The sequence below is a fragment of the Actinosynnema sp. NPDC023587 genome (genome assembly GCF_040640215.1).
GTDB lineage: Bacteria > Actinomycetota > Actinomycetes > Mycobacteriales > Pseudonocardiaceae > Actinosynnema.
In genome coordinates, this window is sequence record NZ_JBFABG010000001.1 from 869,786 (window position 1) to 887,927 (window position 18,142).

The following is an 18,142-nucleotide window of genomic DNA, read 5'->3' on the forward strand; positions in this document are numbered from 1 at the left end:
CGCCAGACGTAACCCGACCGGGCGGTCAGCCGGGCGCGCGGTCAGCCGGACCGGGCGGCCAGCGTCTCGCAGACCAGGCGGATCACCGGGTGGTCCTCCGCGCCCTTCCGGACCGCCGCGAACACCCGGCGCAGCGGGGCCGTGCCCCGGACCGGGACGCCGCGCAGCGCGTGCCGGGGCACCAGCGCCACGCCCGCGCCGGCGGCGACCAGCGCGCCGATCGCGCTGAAGTCGTTGGACGTCTGGGTGATCCGCGGTGCGAAGCCGGCCTCGCCGCAGGCCAGCTCCACCACGTCGCGCACCGGGTTGCCGGGCGGCGTGGCCACCCAGTCGTCCTCGGACAGCCGCCGCAGGTCGACCGCTCCACCGTCGGCCAGCCGGTGGCCGGGCGGGAGCACCACGTCGAACGGCTCGGTGTACAGCGGGAACCGGGTCAACCTGCCGTCGTCGCGCCGGGGCCGGTACTCCTCGGTGATCGCCAGGTCGATCTCGCCGTCGAGCAGCAGCGGCACCGACGCGTCCCCCTCCACGTCCCGGACCCGCACCACCACGTCCGGCGCGGACGCCCGCAGCACGGCCAGCGCCGGCGCGACGACGAGCGTGATCGCCGACGCGAAGCTGCCCACCTCGACCAGGCCCGCCGTGCCCCCCGCGAGCCCGGCCAACGTCGCCTGGGCGCGCTCCAGCTCGGCGGCCACCGCGTTCGCGTGGCGCACCAGCAGCTCGCCCGCCGAGGTCAGCGACACCCGCCGGCCGCGCCGGCGCAGCAGCTCCTGGCCCACCTCCGACTCCAGCGCCGCCAGTTGTTGCGACACCGCCGAGGGCGTCAGGTGCAGCGCCCGCGCGGCGGCGGTCACCGTGCCGTGGTCGGCCAGCGCCCGGAGCACGCGCAGCCGTCGGGGGTCGATCACCCGCCCGGTGCCCGGCCTCGGAGGCCGGTCAGCCCGCGTCCCGCATGATCGCGCGCGCCGCGACGAACGCGTCCACCGCGCGGTGCACGTCGTCCGTCGAGTGCGCCGCCGACATCTGGGTGCGAATCCGCGCCTTGCCGTGCGGCACCACCGGGTACGAGAAGCCGATGACGTAGATCCCCTGCTCCAGCAGCAGGTCCGCCATCCGGGACGCCTCGGCCGCGTCGCCGATCATCACCGGGATGATCGGGTGCTCGCCGGGCAGCAGGTCGAAGCCCTCGGCGGTCATCCGCTCCCGGAACAGCGCCGTGTTGTCCCTCAACCGGGTGAGCAGCTCGCTGGACGAGTCGAGCAGGTCCAGGGTGGCGATCGCGGCGGCGGTGATGGCCGGCGCGAGCGAGTTCGAGAACAGGTACGGCCGCGACCGCTGGCGCAGCATCTCCACGATCTCCGCGCGGCCGGAGGTGTAGCCGCCGCTCGCCCCGCCCAGCGCCTTGCCGAGCGTGCCGGTCACGACGTCCACCCGGTCCTGCACGCCGAACAGCTCCGGCGTGCCGCGCCCGGTCGGTCCGGTGAAGCCGACGGCGTGCGAGTCGTCGACCACGACCAGCGCGTCGTAGCGGTCGGCCAGCTCGCAGATCCCGTCCAGCGGGGCCAGGTAACCGTCCATCGAGAACACGCCGTCGGTGGCGATCAGCCGGTACCGGGCGTCGGCGGCGTCCTTGAGCTGCCGCTCCAGGTCGTCCAGGTCGCGGTTCTCGTAGCGCAGCCGGCGGGCCTTGGACAGCCGCACGCCGTCGATGATCGACGCGTGGTTGAGCTCGTCGGAGATGATCGCGTCCTCCGCGCCGGTCAGCGTCTCGAACAGACCGCCGTTGGCGTCGAAGCACGAGCTGTAGAGGATGGTGTCCTCGGTCCCGAGGAACTCCGAGAGCCGCCGCTCCAGCTCCTTGTGCGGTTCCTGCGTGCCGCAGATGAAGCGCACGGACGCCATGCCGAAACCCCAGCGGTCCAGCGCGTCCTTGGCCGCCCCGACCAGCGTCGGGTGGTCGGCCAGGCCCAGGTAGTTGTTGGCGCAGAAGTTCAGCACCTCGTCGCCCGCGCCGACCCGGACGGCCGCGCTCTGCGGGGTGGCGATCACCCGTTCCGCCTTGTAGAGACCCGCCGCGCGGATCTCGTCCAGGCCGGTACGCAGGTCGTCGCGCATCGCGCCGTACATTCAGTGAGCTCCCGTCCAGTCGAGGATGACCTTGCCGCACTTGCCTTCGCGCGCGGTGGCGAACGCCTCTTCGTGCTCGGTGTGGTCGAACCGGTGCGTGATCACCGGGGTCAGGTCGAGGTCGCGCTGGAGCAGCACGGACATCGAGTACCAGGTCTCGAACATCTCCCGGCCGTAGATCCCCTTGAGGTGCAGCATCTTCAGCACGACGCTGCTCCAGTCCACGGGGAACCCGCCGGCGGGCAGGCCCAGGATCGCGATCCGGCCGCCGTGGGCCATGTTGCCGATCATGTCCTGGAGCGCCACCGGCTGACCGGACATCTCCATGCCGACGTCGAAGCCCTCGGACATGCCCAGTTCGAGCTGCGCCTCGGCGATGGTGCGCTCGGCGACGTTCAGCGCGAGGTCCACGCCCACCTTGCGGGCGATGTCCAGCCGGTGGGCGCTGACGTCGGTGATGACGACGTTGCGCGCGCCCGCGTGCTTGGCGACGGCGGCGGCCATGATGCCGATCGGACCCGCGCCGGTGATCAGCACGTCCTCGCCGATGACCGGGAAGGACAGCGCGGTGTGCACGGCGTTGCCGAACGGGTCGAAGATCGCGGCCACGTCCAAGTCGACGGGCGTGCGGTGCACCCAGGCGTTCTGCTCGGGCAGCACGACGTACTCGGCGAACGCGCCGTCGCTGTGCACGCCGAGGCCCCGGGTGTGCGCGCAGAGGTGGCGGCGGCCGGCCTTGCAGTTGCGGCACGTGCCGCAGACCAGGTGGCCCTCGCCGCTGACCAGGTCACCGACCTCGACGCCGGTGACCGAAGGCCCGGTCTCGACCACCTCGCCGACGAACTCGTGGCCCAGGACCAGGGGCGCTCGGACGTTCCGCGCGGCCCAGTCGTCCCACGAGTCGATGTGCAGGTCGGTGCCGCAGATGCCGGTGCGCAGCACCCGCACGACCACCTCGGCGGGGCCGGGGGTGGGATCGGGAACGTCCTGGAGGGACAGTCCCGGCCCGGCGGTCGCCTTGACCAGTGCCTTCATGGCGGCAGTGTGCTCCCGTCGGGCTTGTGCAGTCCATCAGGACTTTCTGAACTCGCTTGTAAGCTCCGCTTCACTGGTGATGTTCCGGACCATGCCGCCGAACACGAGCCCGTGGAACGGCCAGACCGCCCACCAGTAGAGGTGCCCGGCCAGCCCGCGCGGCACGAACACCGCGCGCTGGCGGTAGGCGGACCCGCCGTGGCCGTCGTCCGCCACCTGGAGCTCCAGCCAGGCCAGCCCCGGCACCCGCATCTCGGCCCGGAGCCGGAGGAGCTTGCCGCGCTCGATCTCCTCCACCCGCCACCAGTCCAGCGCCTCGCCGACGTGCAGCCGGCGCGGGTCCCGCCGGCCGCGCCGCAGCCCGACCCCGCCGGCCAGCCGGTCCAGCCACCCCCGCACGGCCCAGGCCAGCGGGAACGAGTACCAGCCGTGCTCGCCGCCGATGCCCTCCACGACCGCCCAGAGCTGCTCCGGGGTGGCCGTCGTCGCCTGCTCCCGGACGTCCGCGTAGGACGAACCGCCGGACCAGTCCGGGTCGGACGGCAGCGGGTCGGAGGGTGCGCCCGGGATCGACGCGCCCGACCAGCGGGTCTCCACGTCGGCGTTCATGATCTTGGCCAGCGCGAGCTCCACCGCGCGGTCGTAGCCGGTGACCGGGCCGGGCAGCAGCCGGCGGATGTCGTCCTCGCGGCAGACCACCTCGTGCACCAGCGACTCGATCAGCGGCGCGGCGATCGAACGCGGGACGGGCGTGATGAGGTTTACCCAATGTGATGACAGCCTGGGCGTCAGGAACGGCACCCCGACGACCTTGCGCGGGAGCAGGCGGGCGACCCGCGCGTACCGCACCATCATGTCCTCGTAGGTCAGCACGTCCGGGCCGCCGACGTCGAACGTGCGGTTGATCCCGTCCGGCAGGCCCACCGCCTCCACCAGGTACCGCAGCACGTCCCGGACCGCGATGGGCTGGATGCGGTTGTGCACCCAGCGCGGGGCGATCATCACCGGCAGGCGCTCGGACAGGTAGCGCAGCATCTCGAAGCTGGCCGACCCGGACCCGATGATCACCGCCGCCTGGAACACCACGGCTGGCACGTCGGAGGCCAGGAAGACGTCCCCGACCTCCTTGCGCGAGGCCAGGTGCGGGGAGAGCTCGACCCCCGGCGGGTGCAGTCCGCCCAGGTAGACGATCCGCTTGACGCGGGCCTCCTCGGCGGCGCGCGCGGTGTTCTCGGCGGCCCGCCGGTCGGCGTCGGCGAAGTCGGCGTGGTTCAACGAGTGGACGAGGTAGTGCACGACGTCGACGCCGTCCATCGCGGCGGGCAGCGTGGCGGCGTCCAGCACGTCCCCCCGGGCCACCTCGACGTCGCCGGCCCAGGGGACGTCCCGGAGCTTCCCGGGCTCCCGCACCAGACAACGCACTTCGTGGCCCTCGGCCAACAGGCGCGGCACCAACCGCCCGCCGAGGTACCCGGTCGCACCGGTGACAAGGCAACGCATACCCCGATCCTCGGGGTGCGGGACCGTTCGCGCACGACAGGCGTGGTGCGGGTGGTCGTCCTGGCGATCGCGAAGCGGTGTCCCAACCCGAGGCGGCGGTCACCGCGTACGACCTGACGGTGGGCGGGACGGCGTCCGCCACGTGCGCCACTTGAGTGCGCTGATCCGACAAACCAATACCTTCGCAGCCGTCCGGTCGTCCAACGCCGTCCCGCGAAGCTGGTCGAACGCCGACGAGCAGACGTCGGTCTCCCCCGGGTGGTCCAGGCAGTCGGCGTCGGTTGGACCTCCACGTACGCGGTCGTGTGCGCCGGGACGTTCAGGCGCAGCAACGTTAAGGGCGTCCCGATCACGTGGTGCTCCCCCTGTCACACCGGTGCGAACTCGTGGAGCTTGGTGGCTTCGAGCTTGCCGACGCCGTACCAGCCGAACCGCTGGGCGACACCGGTCGGAGGAGTGCGGTCGTGGCCGTCATCTCGAAACCTGAACTCTGGACCGCCCTCGACTTCCACCAGCACCCGACCGTTCCGGCACCCGCCCGGTACCCGCCGCCGATCGCGGCGGGTGGACGACCTCCCGGAGCCGGACCTCGTCCCCGGTCCGCGTCACGCGTTCCGGAACCACTTGCCCTTCGTCTTGATCTCCAGCGACCCGCCGGTCAGGTTCCCGCGCAGCACGAAGTGCGGACGCCCGCCGGTCCCGCCGACCTTGTCCTTCACCGATCCCGCCGTCAACTGCACGTCGTTCGCGTCCACCGACGCCCCGTGCGGCAGCAGCAGCTTCACCGACCCGGCCAGCACGTCCAGCTCGATGTCCACCACCGCGTGCGGGATGGTCGCCTCGCGGAAGTCCAGGTCCGTCGACCCCAGCCGGTTGCGCACCACCAGCGTGCGCGGTACGACCCACGCCCCCTTCCGGGACACCGACGAGAACGTCGACTTCAGCTCGACCTGCGCGGACCCCTGCGCGGACCCCTGCGCGGACCCCGGCACGGACGCCCACGCCAGGTCGTGCGCCGCCGCGAACTGCCGCTCTTCGGTGCTCACCACACCGGTCAGGTCGAGCAGCACGACGTTCAGGTCTTCCCGGGTCCGCGCCGCCAACGCCTGGTCGGTCCGCTCGGTGAACTCGTCCAACGTCAGCAGCCCGCGCCCGATGGCCTTCTGCAACACCCCCACCACGTGCTCGCGTTCGGCGTCGGACACCCGCCACTGCCTCGGATCGGTCATGTCGCCTCCGGTTCGACGTCGAGCCCGTGCTCGATCGCGTAGCGCGCCAGCTCGACGCGGTTGTGCAGTTGCAGCTTGCGCAGGGTGGACTGCACGTGGTTCTCCACCGTCCGGTGCGAGATCACCAGCCGGTTCGCGATCTGGCGGGCCGTCAGGCCCTTCGCGACCAGCCGCAGCACCTCGGTCTCCCGCTCGGTGAGCTGCGGCTTGTCCTCGTCCGGCGTCGCCGCCATCCGCCGGTACTCGCCGAGCACCAGCCCGGCCAGGCCGGCGGTGAACACGGCGTCGCCGGCGGCCGTGCGGTTGACCGCCTCGACCAGCTCGTCCGCCGACGCCGACTTCACCAGGTACCCGGACGCGCCGGCCTTCACCGCCTCCAGCACGTCGTCGTGCTCGCCGCTCGCGGACAGCACCAGCACCCTGGTGCCGGCCAGCGAGCCGGTGATCATCGTCGTCGCCTCGACCCCGGACTGCTCGCCCAGGTTGAGGTCCATCAGCACCACGTCGGGCCGCACGGCGCGGGCGATGCGCACGGCCGAGGCCGCGTCGCCCGCCGTCGCGACCACCTCGAACCCGCGCTCGGCCAGGTCCCGCGCGACACCGTCGCGCCACAGCGGGTGGTCGTCGACCACCATCACGGAAACGCTCATCGGTAGACCCGCACCTCCCACTCCGTGCCCTCCCCCGGGCCGGTTTGCAGCTCCAGCGTGCCACGCAACGCCTCGACCCGGCCCCGGATCGACTGGGCGATGCCCATCCGGCCCTCGGCCTCGGCCGACGCCAACCGCCCGTCCGGGATGCCGGGACCGTCGTCGCGCACGCTGAGCACCACCTCTTCCCCCAGGTCCTCCAACAACACCCAGGCCCGCGCGCCGTCGCCGTGCTTGTCCACGTTGGACAACGCCTCGCGCACCACGGCGGTCAGCTCGAACGCGGTCGCGGCGGGCAGCATCACCTGGGTGGCGGGGGTGGCCACCTGCACCCGGGGGGTCGCCAGCAGTTGCAGCGCCGGCCGGAGGTCCGCGTCACCGTCCACTGTCGACTCGGTCGGCGCGGCGGCCACCAGCGACCGCAGCGCCACCTCCTGCTCGCCGGCGAGCTCGGCCAGCTCGGCGGCCTCACCGCCCAGTTCCAGACCGCGTTTGCGGACCCGGGCCAGGACCTGGAGCACACCGTCGTGGATGGACCGGGCCAGGCGTTCGCGCTCCGCCGTCGCCGCCTCGGTCCGCAACGCCTGCGACAGCCGCACCGACGCCCGCCGGGCGGTGCTCGACGCCATGCCTACCAGCAGGCCCGCGCCCGCCAGCAGCACCACGTCCCGCACCAGGTCCACGGTCAGTTCGCGCCGGATCAGGTACGTGCTCAGCCCGACCACCAGGCCCGCCAGCGCGCCTGGGACCTGGCCGCCGAGCGCGCCCGCGGCCACCGCCGGGACGCACGCCCAGATGGTCGTGATGAGCGGGACGTTGTAGAGGAACTGGGTGTCGGTCATGATCGGCAACGACAGGGCCATGAGACCGCACGCGACCACCAGGTCGGCGGACACGACCCAGGGCCGCCGGCCGGACTCCCGGCTGTAGGCGCGGATCGTGAACACCGACCAGACCGCCATCGCCCCGATCACGGTCCACGCGAGCCACGGCCGGGCGTAGGTGTCGCGGTGCACGACCACGTTGCCCAGGGCGAACGCGAACGTCACGATGCGTAGCGCCACGGTTCCCCGCCAGAGGTGCTCGACGGGGTCCTCGATCACCGGTGGACCCGCCTGGGCGGCATTTGTGTGCACGGTGTGCTCCCTTCACCGCTGAGTTTGCCGTGCCGGGGTGGCGTGGCTAACCCCCAGGTGGCCGTCTGTTCCACGACCGCCGGGTGTGGAAGGCTGGCCAGCACTACCGGGTGTGACCACCCGGCAACACCGCGCGATTCGACTCCTACCACGCGGGGGGTGGGCTGAGCGTGCGAGAGTGGCCACTGTGGACGCTGAAGCGCGCCACCCTGGCCTACTGGCTGCTCGTCGACGCCCTCGCCCTCGCGGTGGTCGTGTACGTGATCGCCGCGTCCCCGCAGCCCGGCCCGGCCGAGGTCGCGCGGTTCGGCGTGATCGCCGGCACCGCCGGTGCGGTGATCATCGGCAGCTCCATCCTCAACCACCGGACGGGCGAGTCGGAGCACAACCCCTGGGCCGCGCACCTGTGCTACCTCACCGCCGGCGTGATCGTCCTGCCGTGCAACCTGCTCGTCCTGCTGCTGTTCGGCCCCGCGCTGCACGGCGTGCTGGCGCAGCGCCCCGAGTCGCACCGCTGGGTGTTCACGCTGTCCGCGACGGCGCTCGCGGTGTTCGGCACCCGGTACCTGATCGGCTGGGACGACCCGACCCGGGACCTGGGGGTGGTGGTGCTCGGCGCGACCGCCCTGCTGGTGGTGCGGGCGGCGCTGATCTCGGCCGGGCTGAAGCTGCGCAGCCCCCGCGCCACGGCGGAGGAGGTCCTCGGCGAGCCGATCGACGCCGTGCTGGGGATCGTCGCGGTGAGCATCGGCGGCCTGATGGGGTTCGTGGCCGCGACGACCCCCGTGCACGCCCTGATGGCCGCCGCGCCGATGGCCCTGCTGGAGCGCGCGGCGCAGTTGCCGCAGTGGCGCAGGTCCGCGCAACGCGACGCGAAGACCGGCCTGGCCAACGCCGTGCACTGGGACGGCCGCGCGCGGTACGAGCTGGCCAAGGCCCGCTCCCGGAGCCGGCCGGTGGCCGTGATGCTGCTCGACCTGGACCACTTCAAGCGGGTCAACGACCGGATCGGGCACCTGGCGGGCGACGCCGCGCTGAGCGCGATCGCCGTGCTGCTGTCCGGCACGGTCCGCCGGGGGGACCTGGTGGGGCGGTTCGGCGGTGAGGAGTTCGTCGTGCTCCTGCCCGACGCCGAACCCGCGATCGCCCGGTCCGTGGCCCAGCGGCTGCGGCACGCGGTGGCGGACCTCGCGGTCACCACGGTCGGCACGGACGGCCGGGAGCACCTGCTCACCGGCCTGACCGTGAGCATCGGCGTGTCGACGACCCAGCGGTTCGGCTACGAGCTGCCGAACCTGCTGGTCGCCGCCGACTCCGCACTCCTGGCCGCGAAGGGCTACGGCCGCAACCTGGTGGAGATGGCCTGAACCGCCCCCGGACCGCCGGCCGAGCCGTCGTCCGGGCCGGGCGTCAGCCCCGCTTCCCGCCGTCCTCGTCGCCCAGGTCGTCCACGCGGTCCCCGCCGGTGTCCGGCGGGCCGCTCTCCTGGGGTTCCAGGACGTCGACGCTCTTCGGCGCGACCGCCCTGTCCGAGTCCGACAGCAGCGACCGGATGCCCGAGTTCAGCACCGCCAGCAGCGGCACGGACAGCAGCGCGCCGGCGATGCCGCCCACGACCAACCCGGCGGTGATCGCCAGCACCACGGCCAGCGGGTGCAGCTTGACCGCGCGGCCCAGCAACAGCGGTTGGAGCACGTGGCTCTCCAACTGCATCACGCCGATCAGGATGGCCAGCACGACCAGCGCCGCCACCGGCCCGACCGCCACCAGGGCCACCAGCACCGACACCGCGCCGGTGATCACCGCGCCGATGATCGGGATGAACGCGCCGAGGAAGACCAGCGCGGACAGCGGCACGACCAGCGGCACGCCCACGATCCACAGGCCGATGCCGACACCGACCGCGTCGACCACCGCCACCAGCGCGGTCGCCCGCACGTACGACACCAGGGACGCGAACCCGCGCCGCCCGGCCACGTCCGCCCGGTCGCGCACGTCCCGGGGCACCGCGCGGACCAGGAACCGCCAGATCCCGTCGCCGTCGTGCAGGAAGAAGATGAGCGTGAACAGCGCGAGGATCAGCCCGGTCAGCAGCTCGCCCACGGTCGCCGCCGTGGTCAGCGCGCTGGACGTGATCTGCGCCTGGTTGTCTTTCAGCGTCTGGAGCGCCTTGTCCAGGTACTGCTGCACCTGGAGGTCGCTCAGGTGCAGGTCGTCGTGCAGCCAGTCGCTGATGGTGTCGAGGCTCGCGTTGACCTGCTTCTGGAGTTCCGGCAGGCCGTTGGAGAACTCGGTGATGACGAACGTCAGCACCCCGCCCACCACGGCGATCCCGCCGATCAGCACCAGACCGGTGGCCAGCCCCCGGGGCACGCCGACCCGCACCAACTGCGCCACGGCGGGTGACAGCAGCGCCGCCAGCAGCAGCGCGATCCCCGCCGGGATCACGATCGTGGTCAGGTACCCCACCACCATGCCGACCACGTACAACGCGGCGACCACCGCGACGAACCGCCAGCTCAACGCCGCGCTGATCCTCAACAGCCGTGGCACCCGAGCACTGATCTCCGACTCACTCCCCGTCACCGGGCCACCGTAACCCGGTTGGGCCCGTGGCAGGTCGAACACACCGCCGACAGCGTTGTGAGTTGCCCGAAACGCTGGTCACGGATGTCGTCGGGGTGATCGGATCGGACCGTGACCGACGCCGAGGAGTTGATCCGCGCCGCCTTCGCGGCGGGCCGCCGGATCCGGTTCGACGCCAAGACGCCCCGCCGGGACCGGACCGTGCGCGGCGAGGTGCTGTCGGCGCTGCTGGTGCAGCGGATCCCCGGCGCGGCGCTGCGGCTGGTCGGCGCGCACGTGGTCGGCCCGTTCGCGCTGGAGGGGGCCCGGGTCGAACACGTGGTGGACTTCCTCGACTGCACCTTCGAGCAGCCGCCGGACCTGCGGATGGCGCGCCTGGTCGGTTTGCGGATGCGCGGCTGCAAGGTGCCCGGGTTGTGGGCGCGCAACCTCCGGGTGGGCAGCGACCTGGTGCTGGAGGCCGGATTCACCAGCGACGGCGTGGTGGACCTCACCGACGCCTCGGTCGACGGCACCTGCCGGCTGGCCGGCGCGGTGCTGCGGAGCAAGGGCGACCACGCGCTGCTCGCCGCGCGCATCCGGCTGTCCGGTTCGCTCCAGGCCATCGCGCTGCGCGCGAGCGGCGAGGTGCGGCTGCGCGGCGCGAACATCGGCGGCTCGGTGCACCTGGGCGGCGCGCGGCTGGTCAACCCCGGCCAGAACGCGTTCGACGGCTCCGGCGTCACCATCGCGGGCAACCTGTTCTGCGACGCCGAGGGCGGCCGGTTCACCACCGAGGGCCGCATCCTGCTCGACGGCGCGCGGGTCGGCGGCAACGTGGTGTTCTCCGGCGCGCGGCTGCGGGCGAGCGTGGTGGACCGGCCGGTCCTGGTGATCCCGCGCGGCACCGCCGACGAGGCCGCCGCGCTGGTCGCCGACCGCATCCGGGTGGAGGGCAACGTCGAGCTCGACGACGGGTTCACCTCCAGCGGCACGGTCCGGCTGCCCAGCGCGGAGATCGGCGGCTACCTCCGGCTCTCCGGCGCGGAGATCGGCCGGCCGGAGGTCGTGGACGCGCTGGAGGCCCGCGAGGTCGTGGACCGCATCCCGGTGGCGCTGCACGCGGACGGCGTCCAGGTGCGCGGCGACCTCGAAGCGCGCGGCGCGGTCAACGGCGGGTTCACGGGCGACGGGGCCCGCGAGTCGGCGTTGCGCGCTTACGGGCAGGTCCGCCTGGTCGACGCGTACGTGAAGGGCAGCGCGAGCCTGTCGGGCGTCCAACTGCACGGGCCGGGCATCGACGTCCTGTTCGCCGACCGGCTGCGCGTGGGCGGCACCTTGTTCTTGCGTGATTTGCGGGCGAGGGGCTCGCTGCGGCTCCAGAACGCGGAGATCGGCTCCACCCTCGACTGCTCCGGGGCGTCGCTGCTGGCCCCGCGCCTGCGCGCGAACGGCACGGTCAAGCCGTCGTTGGACGCGCGCGTCGCCACGATCGGCAAGGACCTCCTGTGCAGTCACGGGTTCAGCGCCGCCGGCGGTGTGCGGATCAGGTTGGCCGAGGTCGGCAAGATGGCCACGTTCACCGGCGCGCGCCTGGGCGGTCCGGGCTCCGACATCGCGTTGAACGCCTACGGGCTGACCGTCAGCCAACTCGTGCTGCGCTTGTCGGAGGACACCACCCCGGTCGGTCGGGTCGTGCTGCGGCGGGTGAGCGCGACGACCGTGCAGGACGGTCCGGGGCTGTGGGCGGCGACCGGTGGCGTGGACGTGGAGGACTTCACCTTCGGCTCCATCTCGTCCTCGCCGGCCGTGGACGTGCACACGCGGCTGCGTTGGCTGCGCGAGGTGCAGCCGGACTTCGCGCCGGGGCCTTACGAGCAGTTGGCGAACGTGTACCGCGACGGCGGTGAAGAGGAGCTCGCGCAGCACGTCCAGTTGGAGAAGCAGCACCGGCGGTACTCCGAGCTCGGACCGGCCGGCCGGGTGTGGGGCTTCCTCCAGCGGTGGACGGTGGGCTACGGCTACCGGCCGTGGCTGGCGATCGCCTGGCTGTCGGCGTTCTGGCTGCTCGGGGCGCTGTGGTTCCTGGGCCACGAGATGCCGAACCTGAACAAGGACGAGTCGCCGACCTGGAACCCGTGGCTGCTGGCGGTGGACCTGCTGATCCCGATCGTCGACCTGGGCCAGGACGGCAAGTGGAAGTTCAGCGGGGCCTCGCAGTGGCTGTCGAGCGCGCTGATCGCGGTCGGCTGGATCCTCGCCTCGACGGCGGCGGCGGGCGCGGCCCGGGTGCTGAAGCGGGTCTGACCAGCAATGGCTACTCAGCGTTAAACCCGACAACACGCTGTGTTGATCACACGATCCGGGGAACCCGGCGGCGAAGGGGTGCGAGCCGCCCTCGCCTGGGGCACGCTCGACGGCGTCGGCTTGATCGCCTTCGATCATCCGTGCCGATGAACCCAGGGCATTCAGGTGGAGGTACCAGTGTTGTCGTCGGCCGGTCGAGCGGGGTCGGGGGTGTGCCGCGTCAAGCGGCTGCTCACCCGTGCCCTGCTGGTCGCCGGCGGCACCCTGGCCGGCACCGCCGCCGCATGGGCGCTGTCCACCGCACCGGCCACCGCGCAGGTGGCCGAGGCCGACGGCCTGGTCACCGCCGTCACGCAGGTCGTGGCGGACCAATCCGTCCCGGAGGCCCTCGCCCCGGTCGGCGAGATCGTGCGGGGCCTCGACGCCCCGTCGATCACCCAGCGGGCGGGCGAGGCGGCACCGCCCGACCTCGGCCAGGTCGCGGACGGCCTCCGCGACACGGTCGACCGGATGGGTGCCTGGCTCGACCCGCACCTGTCCGCGCCGGCCGCGCCGGTCCACACCGAGGCCCTCGCGGGCCGTCCGGTGGAGATCGACACGCCGCGCACCGAGTCCACCCCCGCCGCCACCGCCGTGCCGACCTCCGTCGGCACCCCGGTGGTGCAGGGGCCCTTCGGCAAGTTCAGCGAGAGCTGGGCGTCCTCGCCGGCGCAGCCGCTCGACGTGCCGACCGACGAGGTCCAGCACCACTCCCAGCCGGGAAACCCGGCCGGACCGCCGTTCGCCCCGTTCGCGCCGCCACTTGGGGTGCCGGCGCACTGTGCGTGCGGCGGCGACGGTTCCGGCTCCGCAGGCGGCAACAGCGGCCCGTTCACGGCCCTGTTCGCCGACACCGTCGATTCCGCTGTGGCTCGGGCTCTGCTGCCCGCCACCGAGCGGAACACCGTGATGCCCGGCAAGTCGCCCGGCATCACCCCTGACTGATCTCCGCGCGCGGTCCGCGACGGCCCACCAGCCGTCCCGGTAGTCGACCGACGCGCGTTGTCGCGCACCTCTGAACCCAGGTTCTGAAACCGGTCGAGCAACCGCGCCACCACCCCCCCGATCCGGGTGGTCGCCCTCCTGACGCGGTGCCCGCGTCCGACCACCCTTCACCTCCCGCAAGGGACATTGGCAGAAGGAGAACCCATGCAAACCTGGGCCAAGCGCGGTATCCAATCCGCACTTGTCACGGGTGGTTTGCTGATGCTCGGTACGGGCATCGCTTCAGCCCAGGAGAACGTCAACCCCGACGCGCCGCCACCGCCGCTGGACGCGCTGCTCCAGATGCCCCTCAAGGTCGACGACAACGCCCTGGGCACTCCGGCCGGCGACCGCGCCCCGGAGATCGACCAGCAGGTCGGTGCCCGGAGCGCACCGCACGCTCCGACCAATCCCCTGGTGCGCGACGCGCAGCACCGGGTGAACCCGCTCGACACCTCGCGGGCCACCCGCGGAATCGGGGCCGACATCGACGCCGTGCCGCCCACCCAGTTCTGCGCCGGCACGTTCGACGCCGGCACCTGCGAGCAGGCCACCAGGAAGGCCGGCTCGCCGCACCCGGCCGGCTCGATCGCGGGCCGCGAGTTCACCGCGCCGCACTTCGACGTGGTCGACGTCCCCGACACCGGTGCGGCGCTGCCGCGCGACTTCGTCGCGGAGACCATCGCGAAGCTGCGCGCCCAGGCCGGCCCCGCCGCGAGCCCCGTCGGTCCGCTGTCCGGGAGGCCCGCCCACCAGCGGTCGCTGTCCGCCCCGCCGACCGCCAACGGCGACCGCGGTCCCGGCACGGGCGCGGTGTCCGGCTCCGTCGCCGGCTTCCCGCTGCACACGCCCCTCGACCCCGCGGCCGTCGCCGAGGCCACGACCGCCCCCGCCGCGTCCGACGCGGCACCCGTCACGGACGACGTGCGGCCCGGCCACGAGGACGCGATCCAGCCGGCCGAGGGCGGTGCGCACGCCGGCGGCCCGGCGGCCACCCTCCCGGTGACCCTCCCCGTGCCCGGCGTCACCGGGCACCGGGACGCACCGACCGGCCGCGCCCTCCAGACCCCGACCGGCGGTGCCCTGACCGGTGGTGCCCTCACCGGCGGGACGCTGACCGGCGGGACGCTGACCGGCGGGGCGCTCGACGGTGAGGCGTTGGCCGGCGAGGCGTTGGCCGCCCCGGCGGTACTGCCCGACCACGACGTGCGGGTGCCCGACACGGACAAGATCGACCTGTGCGGCACGGGCATCACGGAGGGAGCTCTTCCCGGCGTCGGCTGCGAGATCGACGTCGAGTCCACCACCGGCATCGACGGCCTCGTCCCCGGCGACCTCGACGAACTCCTGGCGGGCCTGCCCGTCGAGGAGTCCGGCGAGGTCGGTGCCGCGGGCGACGCGTCCGCGAACACCTCCGAGGACAAGGTGATCAAGACCGGCGGTCCCGCCACCACGCGGGACGACATCGGCAAGGCCCACCGCAACGCGGTCACCGCGCCCACGGCGGTCGACCGCCACGCGCTCGACCGGCGCGCGTTCGACCACCGGGCGCTCCACCACCGGGCGCTCGACCGCCGGGCGCACGAGCGCCAGGCACCCGGCACCCCGCTCGACCCGACCGGGGCGACCGGTCGGCTCGGCCCGGTGACCGGCAACATCTTCGAGACCGCGACCTCCGGTCCGGGGCAGGTTTCCGGCGAGACCGCCCGGCTGCTCGCCGGCGGCGTGTCGGACGTGGTCGGCGGGTTCGTCCCGCAGCCGGGCGCACCCGCCGTCGCCGACCAGGGCCCGCGCGGCCTGGTCCCGCAGTCGGAGGCCCACACCCCCGCGACGCCCGGCGTCGACCACGGCGGTGGTGCGCTCAGGTCCGTGGCCGGGGGGAACGTCATGACCACCCGCAGCCGCAGCCTGCCGACCGGTGACGCGCCCGGGACCGAGCGCGCCGTGCCGCTCCAGGCGTTCGCGGACGTGGCGGCCGACGCCGCCGGGTCCGGCGTGCTGCCCGACACGACGCCCGAAGCCCTGGCCTCGGTGCCCGCGCACCTCCAGCCGGCCGCGCTGGGCGGGCCGGCGGCGACCGCCGGACCCACCGGGCTGGCCGAGTCCGCCGGCGACCTCTCCGAGGACGGCCCGCTCGCCGCGCAGGACCTGACCGCACTGGCCGGGCCCCGCCCGACGATCCACCACGTGCCGATGGACGTGATCGACACCGCGACGGCCGCCATGCTCGCCGAGGCGGCGCGGCTGAGCGGTGCCGACGACGCCGAGAACGCCGCCCGCGCGGCCGAGCTCCAGGGCATCGACCTGCCCAAGAGCATCGACAGCCTGATGGCGTCGACCGAGGTGCCGACGCTGTCCAGCCTGGACGGCCTGCGCTCGTTCGGCAGCCTGGACCGGTTGTCCGACCTCGGCGTGGTGCGCGGCCTGGACCCGGCCGCGCTGGTCGACCCGGCTGCCCTGGCCGACCCGGCCTCGGTGACCGACACCGTCCAGTTCCCGAGGCTGACCGAGCTGCGCGGCTACCAGGAGCTCGTCGACCCGCGCGCTTTGCCGGTGGGCGGGCTGCCCGCCGCGGCCTCGGTGACCGACACCGTCCGGCTGCCGAAGCTGCCGATCGACCAGTTGCCGCTGAACGAGCTGCCGCTGCACCTGCCCGAGCTGAACCGGCTCCCCGACCCGATCCGGTTCGACGCCCTGCCCACGACCCGGTTCGCGACGTCGGACGCCATGACGACCGAGTTCACGGCCCCCGAGTTCGCGAAGGCCGGGCCGCCGGCGCTGCCCGCCGTGCCCGCGCTGCCCGACCTGACCAGCCCGCCGAAGGTCGGCGGGGTGCCCGACGTCTCCAACCTGGTGGACATCCGGGGCCTGCGGCGCGCGACCACCGCCGTCGGCCAGGGCCTGGACCTCGTCCAGGGCCCGGAGGGCCTGGGCCGCGTGCAGGCCGGCCTGAACCACCTGCGGGGCCAGGAGGCCCTGGGCCGCGCGGACCTCACGCCGGGCCTCGACCACGCCCGGGGGCCCGAGGGCCTGGGCCGCGTCCAGAGCCGGGACGGCCTGGGCCGGTTGAGCGGGCCGGAGGGCCTGGCGCGCGTCGACCAGGCCTTGGCCCACGCCCAGGGTCCGGAGGGCATCAAGCGCCTGGACCGCCTGGAGCGCGCCGGTGCCCGTGAGGTCGTGAACAACCTGACCGACCGGATGCTGCACGCCGCGACGACCAGGGAGCTCCCCCGGCTGAAGTCCGGCGTGCCGGTGCCGTCGCTGGTCGAAGAGCGCTCGTTCTCCGGCACGCTGCCGCTGATCGGGAACTCCCCGGCGCTGCCGAGCCTCCCGCCGCTCGGTGCCCGGGGGCCGCGCCGCTCGCTCGCGCCGCAGCTCCCCGTGCCCGCCGGCCTGCCGCTCGTGCTCCCGCTGCCGGGCTTCGCCCAGCCGCGCCAGCTCACCCCGGACCTGCCCCCGCTGTCGGTGATGAAGCCGAAGCTGAACCGGGTCGACGGCATCGGCGTGCCCAACCCGCTGGCACCCGAGCGCGCCTACGCGCCGGCCCTGGCCGGGTTGGACGCGCAGACCGTGTTCGACGCGCTGGAGGACACCGCGATCCTGCCCCGGATCTGATCGACACCCGCCCCACCGGCGGCTGAGCCCCTGGCACGACTTCGTGCCAGGGGCTCAGCCCCGTCCGGGGGCGGGTCAGTGCCGGAGGCGTTCCTCGACGTGGGCGACGACCGCGTGGGTGGGGGCGTCGCCGTCGCTGGTCACCCAGCACACCCGGACGCCGGGCCGGACCCGGCGGCCGGCGATCCGCACCGCCCGCCCGGCCAGCTCGCGCACCCTGACCGCGACCGCCTCGCCGCTGCCGCTCGGGTGCTCCGCGACCACGGCGAACTCGTCCCCGCCGTAGCGCGCCACGGTGTAGTCGTCGCGCAGCCCCTCGCGCAGCCGGCCGGCGAGCACGGACAGCAGCTCGTCGCCGCGCAGGAAGCCGTGCTCCCGGTTCACCGCCGCGAGCTGGTGCACGTCCACCAGGACCAGCGACGCCAGCGTGCCGTGGGTCCGGGCCCTGGTCAGCGCCTGGTCCAGGCGGTCGAGCAGCAGCGCCCGGCCGGGCAGCCCGGTCAGCGCGTCGAGCATCCGCGCCGAGTGCGGCACGTCCGCCTGCACCGGCCGCAGCACCACCAGCACCTGCCCGCGCAGTTCGAGCGGCTGGTACTCGGCCCACACCCGGGCGTGCGGCAGCACGACGGGGATGACCAGCGGGGCCCCGGTGCGCAGCACCTGCGCGACGAGCTCGGCGCACGGCGGCAGCGGCGCGCCCGAGACGTCCCACGCCTCGCACCGGCGGGAACCGGGCAGCGCGGCGCACGGCACGCCCAGCATCGAACCCGCGACCCGGTTGCCCGCGAGCACCGCGCCGGTGTCGTCCAGCAGCAGCACGCCGAACGGGAGCCCGGCGACGAGGTCGTCCCACACCGCACGGGAAGTCGTGGTCTGCACGGTGCGCATAGGACTCGTGCCTTCCGCCGGGTGGAGGCTGTCCGTCAAGAGCCTCCCCGCAGGTCGCGGCGTT

Annotated in this window: 14 protein-coding genes; 4 read left to right on the forward strand and 10 right to left on the reverse strand. The window is 73.7% G+C overall.

Annotated elements, in window-relative coordinates:
• Positions 1 to 41 precede the first annotated feature (41 nt).
• The 8 genes from AB0G01_RS04360 to AB0G01_RS04395 all read right to left on the reverse strand — a co-directional run bounded on the left by AB0G01_RS04360 (position 42) and on the right by AB0G01_RS04395 (position 7,647).
• Positions 42 to 911: a LysR family transcriptional regulator gene (locus tag AB0G01_RS04360; protein ID WP_360939534.1), complete on the reverse strand. Its 870-nt coding sequence runs from the start codon at positions 909 to 911 to the stop codon at positions 42 to 44.
• A 28-nt stretch (positions 912 to 939) separates the two neighbouring features.
• On the reverse strand, positions 940 to 2,130 hold the full coding sequence (locus AB0G01_RS04365) for a glycine C-acetyltransferase (protein ID WP_360939536.1): 1,191 nt from the start codon (positions 2,128 to 2,130) through the stop codon (positions 940 to 942).
• Positions 2,131 to 3,165, reverse strand: a complete 1,035-nt coding sequence (gene tdh / locus AB0G01_RS04370; RefSeq protein ID WP_360939538.1) for an L-threonine 3-dehydrogenase — start codon at positions 3,163 to 3,165, stop codon at positions 2,131 to 2,133.
• A gap of 36 nt (positions 3,166 to 3,201) precedes the next feature.
• On the reverse strand, positions 3,202 to 4,665 hold the full coding sequence (locus AB0G01_RS04375) for an SDR family oxidoreductase (protein WP_360939540.1): 1,464 nt from the start codon (positions 4,663 to 4,665) through the stop codon (positions 3,202 to 3,204).
• Between the two features lie 368 nt (positions 4,666 to 5,033).
• Positions 5,034 to 5,183, reverse strand: coding sequence for a hypothetical protein (locus AB0G01_RS04380; RefSeq protein WP_360939542.1), 150 nt, complete (start codon positions 5,181 to 5,183; stop codon positions 5,034 to 5,036).
• Between the two features lie 87 nt (positions 5,184 to 5,270).
• Positions 5,271 to 5,894, reverse strand: coding sequence for a DUF1707 domain-containing protein (locus tag AB0G01_RS04385; RefSeq protein WP_360939543.1), 624 nt, complete (start codon positions 5,892 to 5,894; stop codon positions 5,271 to 5,273).
• Positions 5,891 to 6,544 (reverse strand): response regulator transcription factor, encoded by a 654-nt coding sequence (locus AB0G01_RS04390; RefSeq protein WP_360939545.1) that lies wholly within the window; start codon positions 6,542 to 6,544, stop codon positions 5,891 to 5,893. The genes AB0G01_RS04385 and AB0G01_RS04390 overlap by 4 nt, the downstream gene beginning before the upstream one ends.
• Positions 6,541 to 7,647, reverse strand: coding sequence for a DUF5931 domain-containing protein (locus AB0G01_RS04395; protein ID WP_360939547.1), 1,107 nt, complete (start codon positions 7,645 to 7,647; stop codon positions 6,541 to 6,543). Before AB0G01_RS04395 ends, AB0G01_RS04390 begins: the two co-directional genes overlap by 4 nt.
• Positions 7,648 to 7,850: 203 nt before the next feature.
• On the opposite strand from AB0G01_RS04395, the gene AB0G01_RS04400 reads away from it, so the two are divergent.
• On the forward strand, positions 7,851 to 9,047 hold the full coding sequence (locus AB0G01_RS04400; RefSeq protein WP_360939549.1) for a GGDEF domain-containing protein: 1,197 nt from the start codon (positions 7,851 to 7,853) through the stop codon (positions 9,045 to 9,047).
• 43 nt (positions 9,048 to 9,090) lie between these two features.
• Here AB0G01_RS04400 and AB0G01_RS04405 read toward each other — a convergent pair whose 3' ends face one another.
• Positions 9,091 to 10,266, reverse strand: coding sequence for an AI-2E family transporter (locus tag AB0G01_RS04405; protein ID WP_360939551.1), 1,176 nt, complete (start codon positions 10,264 to 10,266; stop codon positions 9,091 to 9,093).
• A 111-nt stretch (positions 10,267 to 10,377) separates the two neighbouring features.
• Here AB0G01_RS04405 and AB0G01_RS04410 point away from each other — a divergent pair, with 111 nt between their 5' ends.
• The 3 genes from AB0G01_RS04410 to AB0G01_RS04420 all read left to right on the forward strand — a co-directional run bounded on the left by AB0G01_RS04410 (position 10,378) and on the right by AB0G01_RS04420 (position 17,190).
• The gene (locus tag AB0G01_RS04410; RefSeq protein WP_360939553.1) at positions 10,378 to 12,552 is read left to right on the forward strand and encodes a hypothetical protein; all 2,175 of its coding nucleotides are present in this window, start codon (positions 10,378 to 10,380) and stop codon (positions 12,550 to 12,552) included.
• Between the two features lie 165 nt (positions 12,553 to 12,717).
• On the forward strand, positions 12,718 to 13,536 hold the full coding sequence (locus tag AB0G01_RS04415) for a hypothetical protein (protein ID WP_360939555.1): 819 nt from the start codon (positions 12,718 to 12,720) through the stop codon (positions 13,534 to 13,536).
• A 261-nt stretch (positions 13,537 to 13,797) separates the two neighbouring features.
• Positions 13,798 to 17,190 (forward strand): hypothetical protein, encoded by a 3,393-nt coding sequence (locus AB0G01_RS04420; RefSeq protein ID WP_360939557.1) that lies wholly within the window; start codon positions 13,798 to 13,800, stop codon positions 17,188 to 17,190.
• Between the two features lie 75 nt (positions 17,191 to 17,265).
• Here the strand turns inward: AB0G01_RS04420 and AB0G01_RS04425 are convergent, their stop codons facing one another.
• Complete coding sequence (locus AB0G01_RS04425) at positions 17,266 to 18,078, reverse strand: GGDEF domain-containing protein (RefSeq protein WP_360939559.1); 813 nt, start codon at positions 18,076 to 18,078, stop codon at positions 17,266 to 17,268.
• Between the last annotated feature and the right edge of the window lie 64 nt (positions 18,079 to 18,142).

Coding starts and splice junctions, on each gene's coding strand:
- AB0G01_RS04365 (WP_360939536.1), bottom strand. CDS start 2,130: ATGTACGGCGCGATGCGCGACGACCTGCGTACCGGCCTGGACGAGATC.
- tdh (WP_360939538.1), bottom strand. CDS start 3,165: ATGAAGGCACTGGTCAAGGCGACCGCCGGGCCGGGACTGTCCCTCCAG.
- AB0G01_RS04375 (WP_360939540.1), bottom strand. CDS start 4,665: ATGCGTTGCCTTGTCACCGGTGCGACCGGGTACCTCGGCGGGCGGTTG.
- AB0G01_RS04385 (WP_360939543.1), bottom strand. CDS start 5,894: ATGACCGATCCGAGGCAGTGGCGGGTGTCCGACGCCGAACGCGAGCAC.
- AB0G01_RS04390 (WP_360939545.1), bottom strand. CDS start 6,544: ATGAGCGTTTCCGTGATGGTGGTCGACGACCACCCGCTGTGGCGCGAC.
- AB0G01_RS04420 (WP_360939557.1), top strand. CDS start 13,798: ATGCTCGGTACGGGCATCGCTTCAGCCCAGGAGAACGTCAACCCCGAC.
- AB0G01_RS04425 (WP_360939559.1), bottom strand. CDS start 18,078: ATGCGCACCGTGCAGACCACGACTTCCCGTGCGGTGTGGGACGACCTC.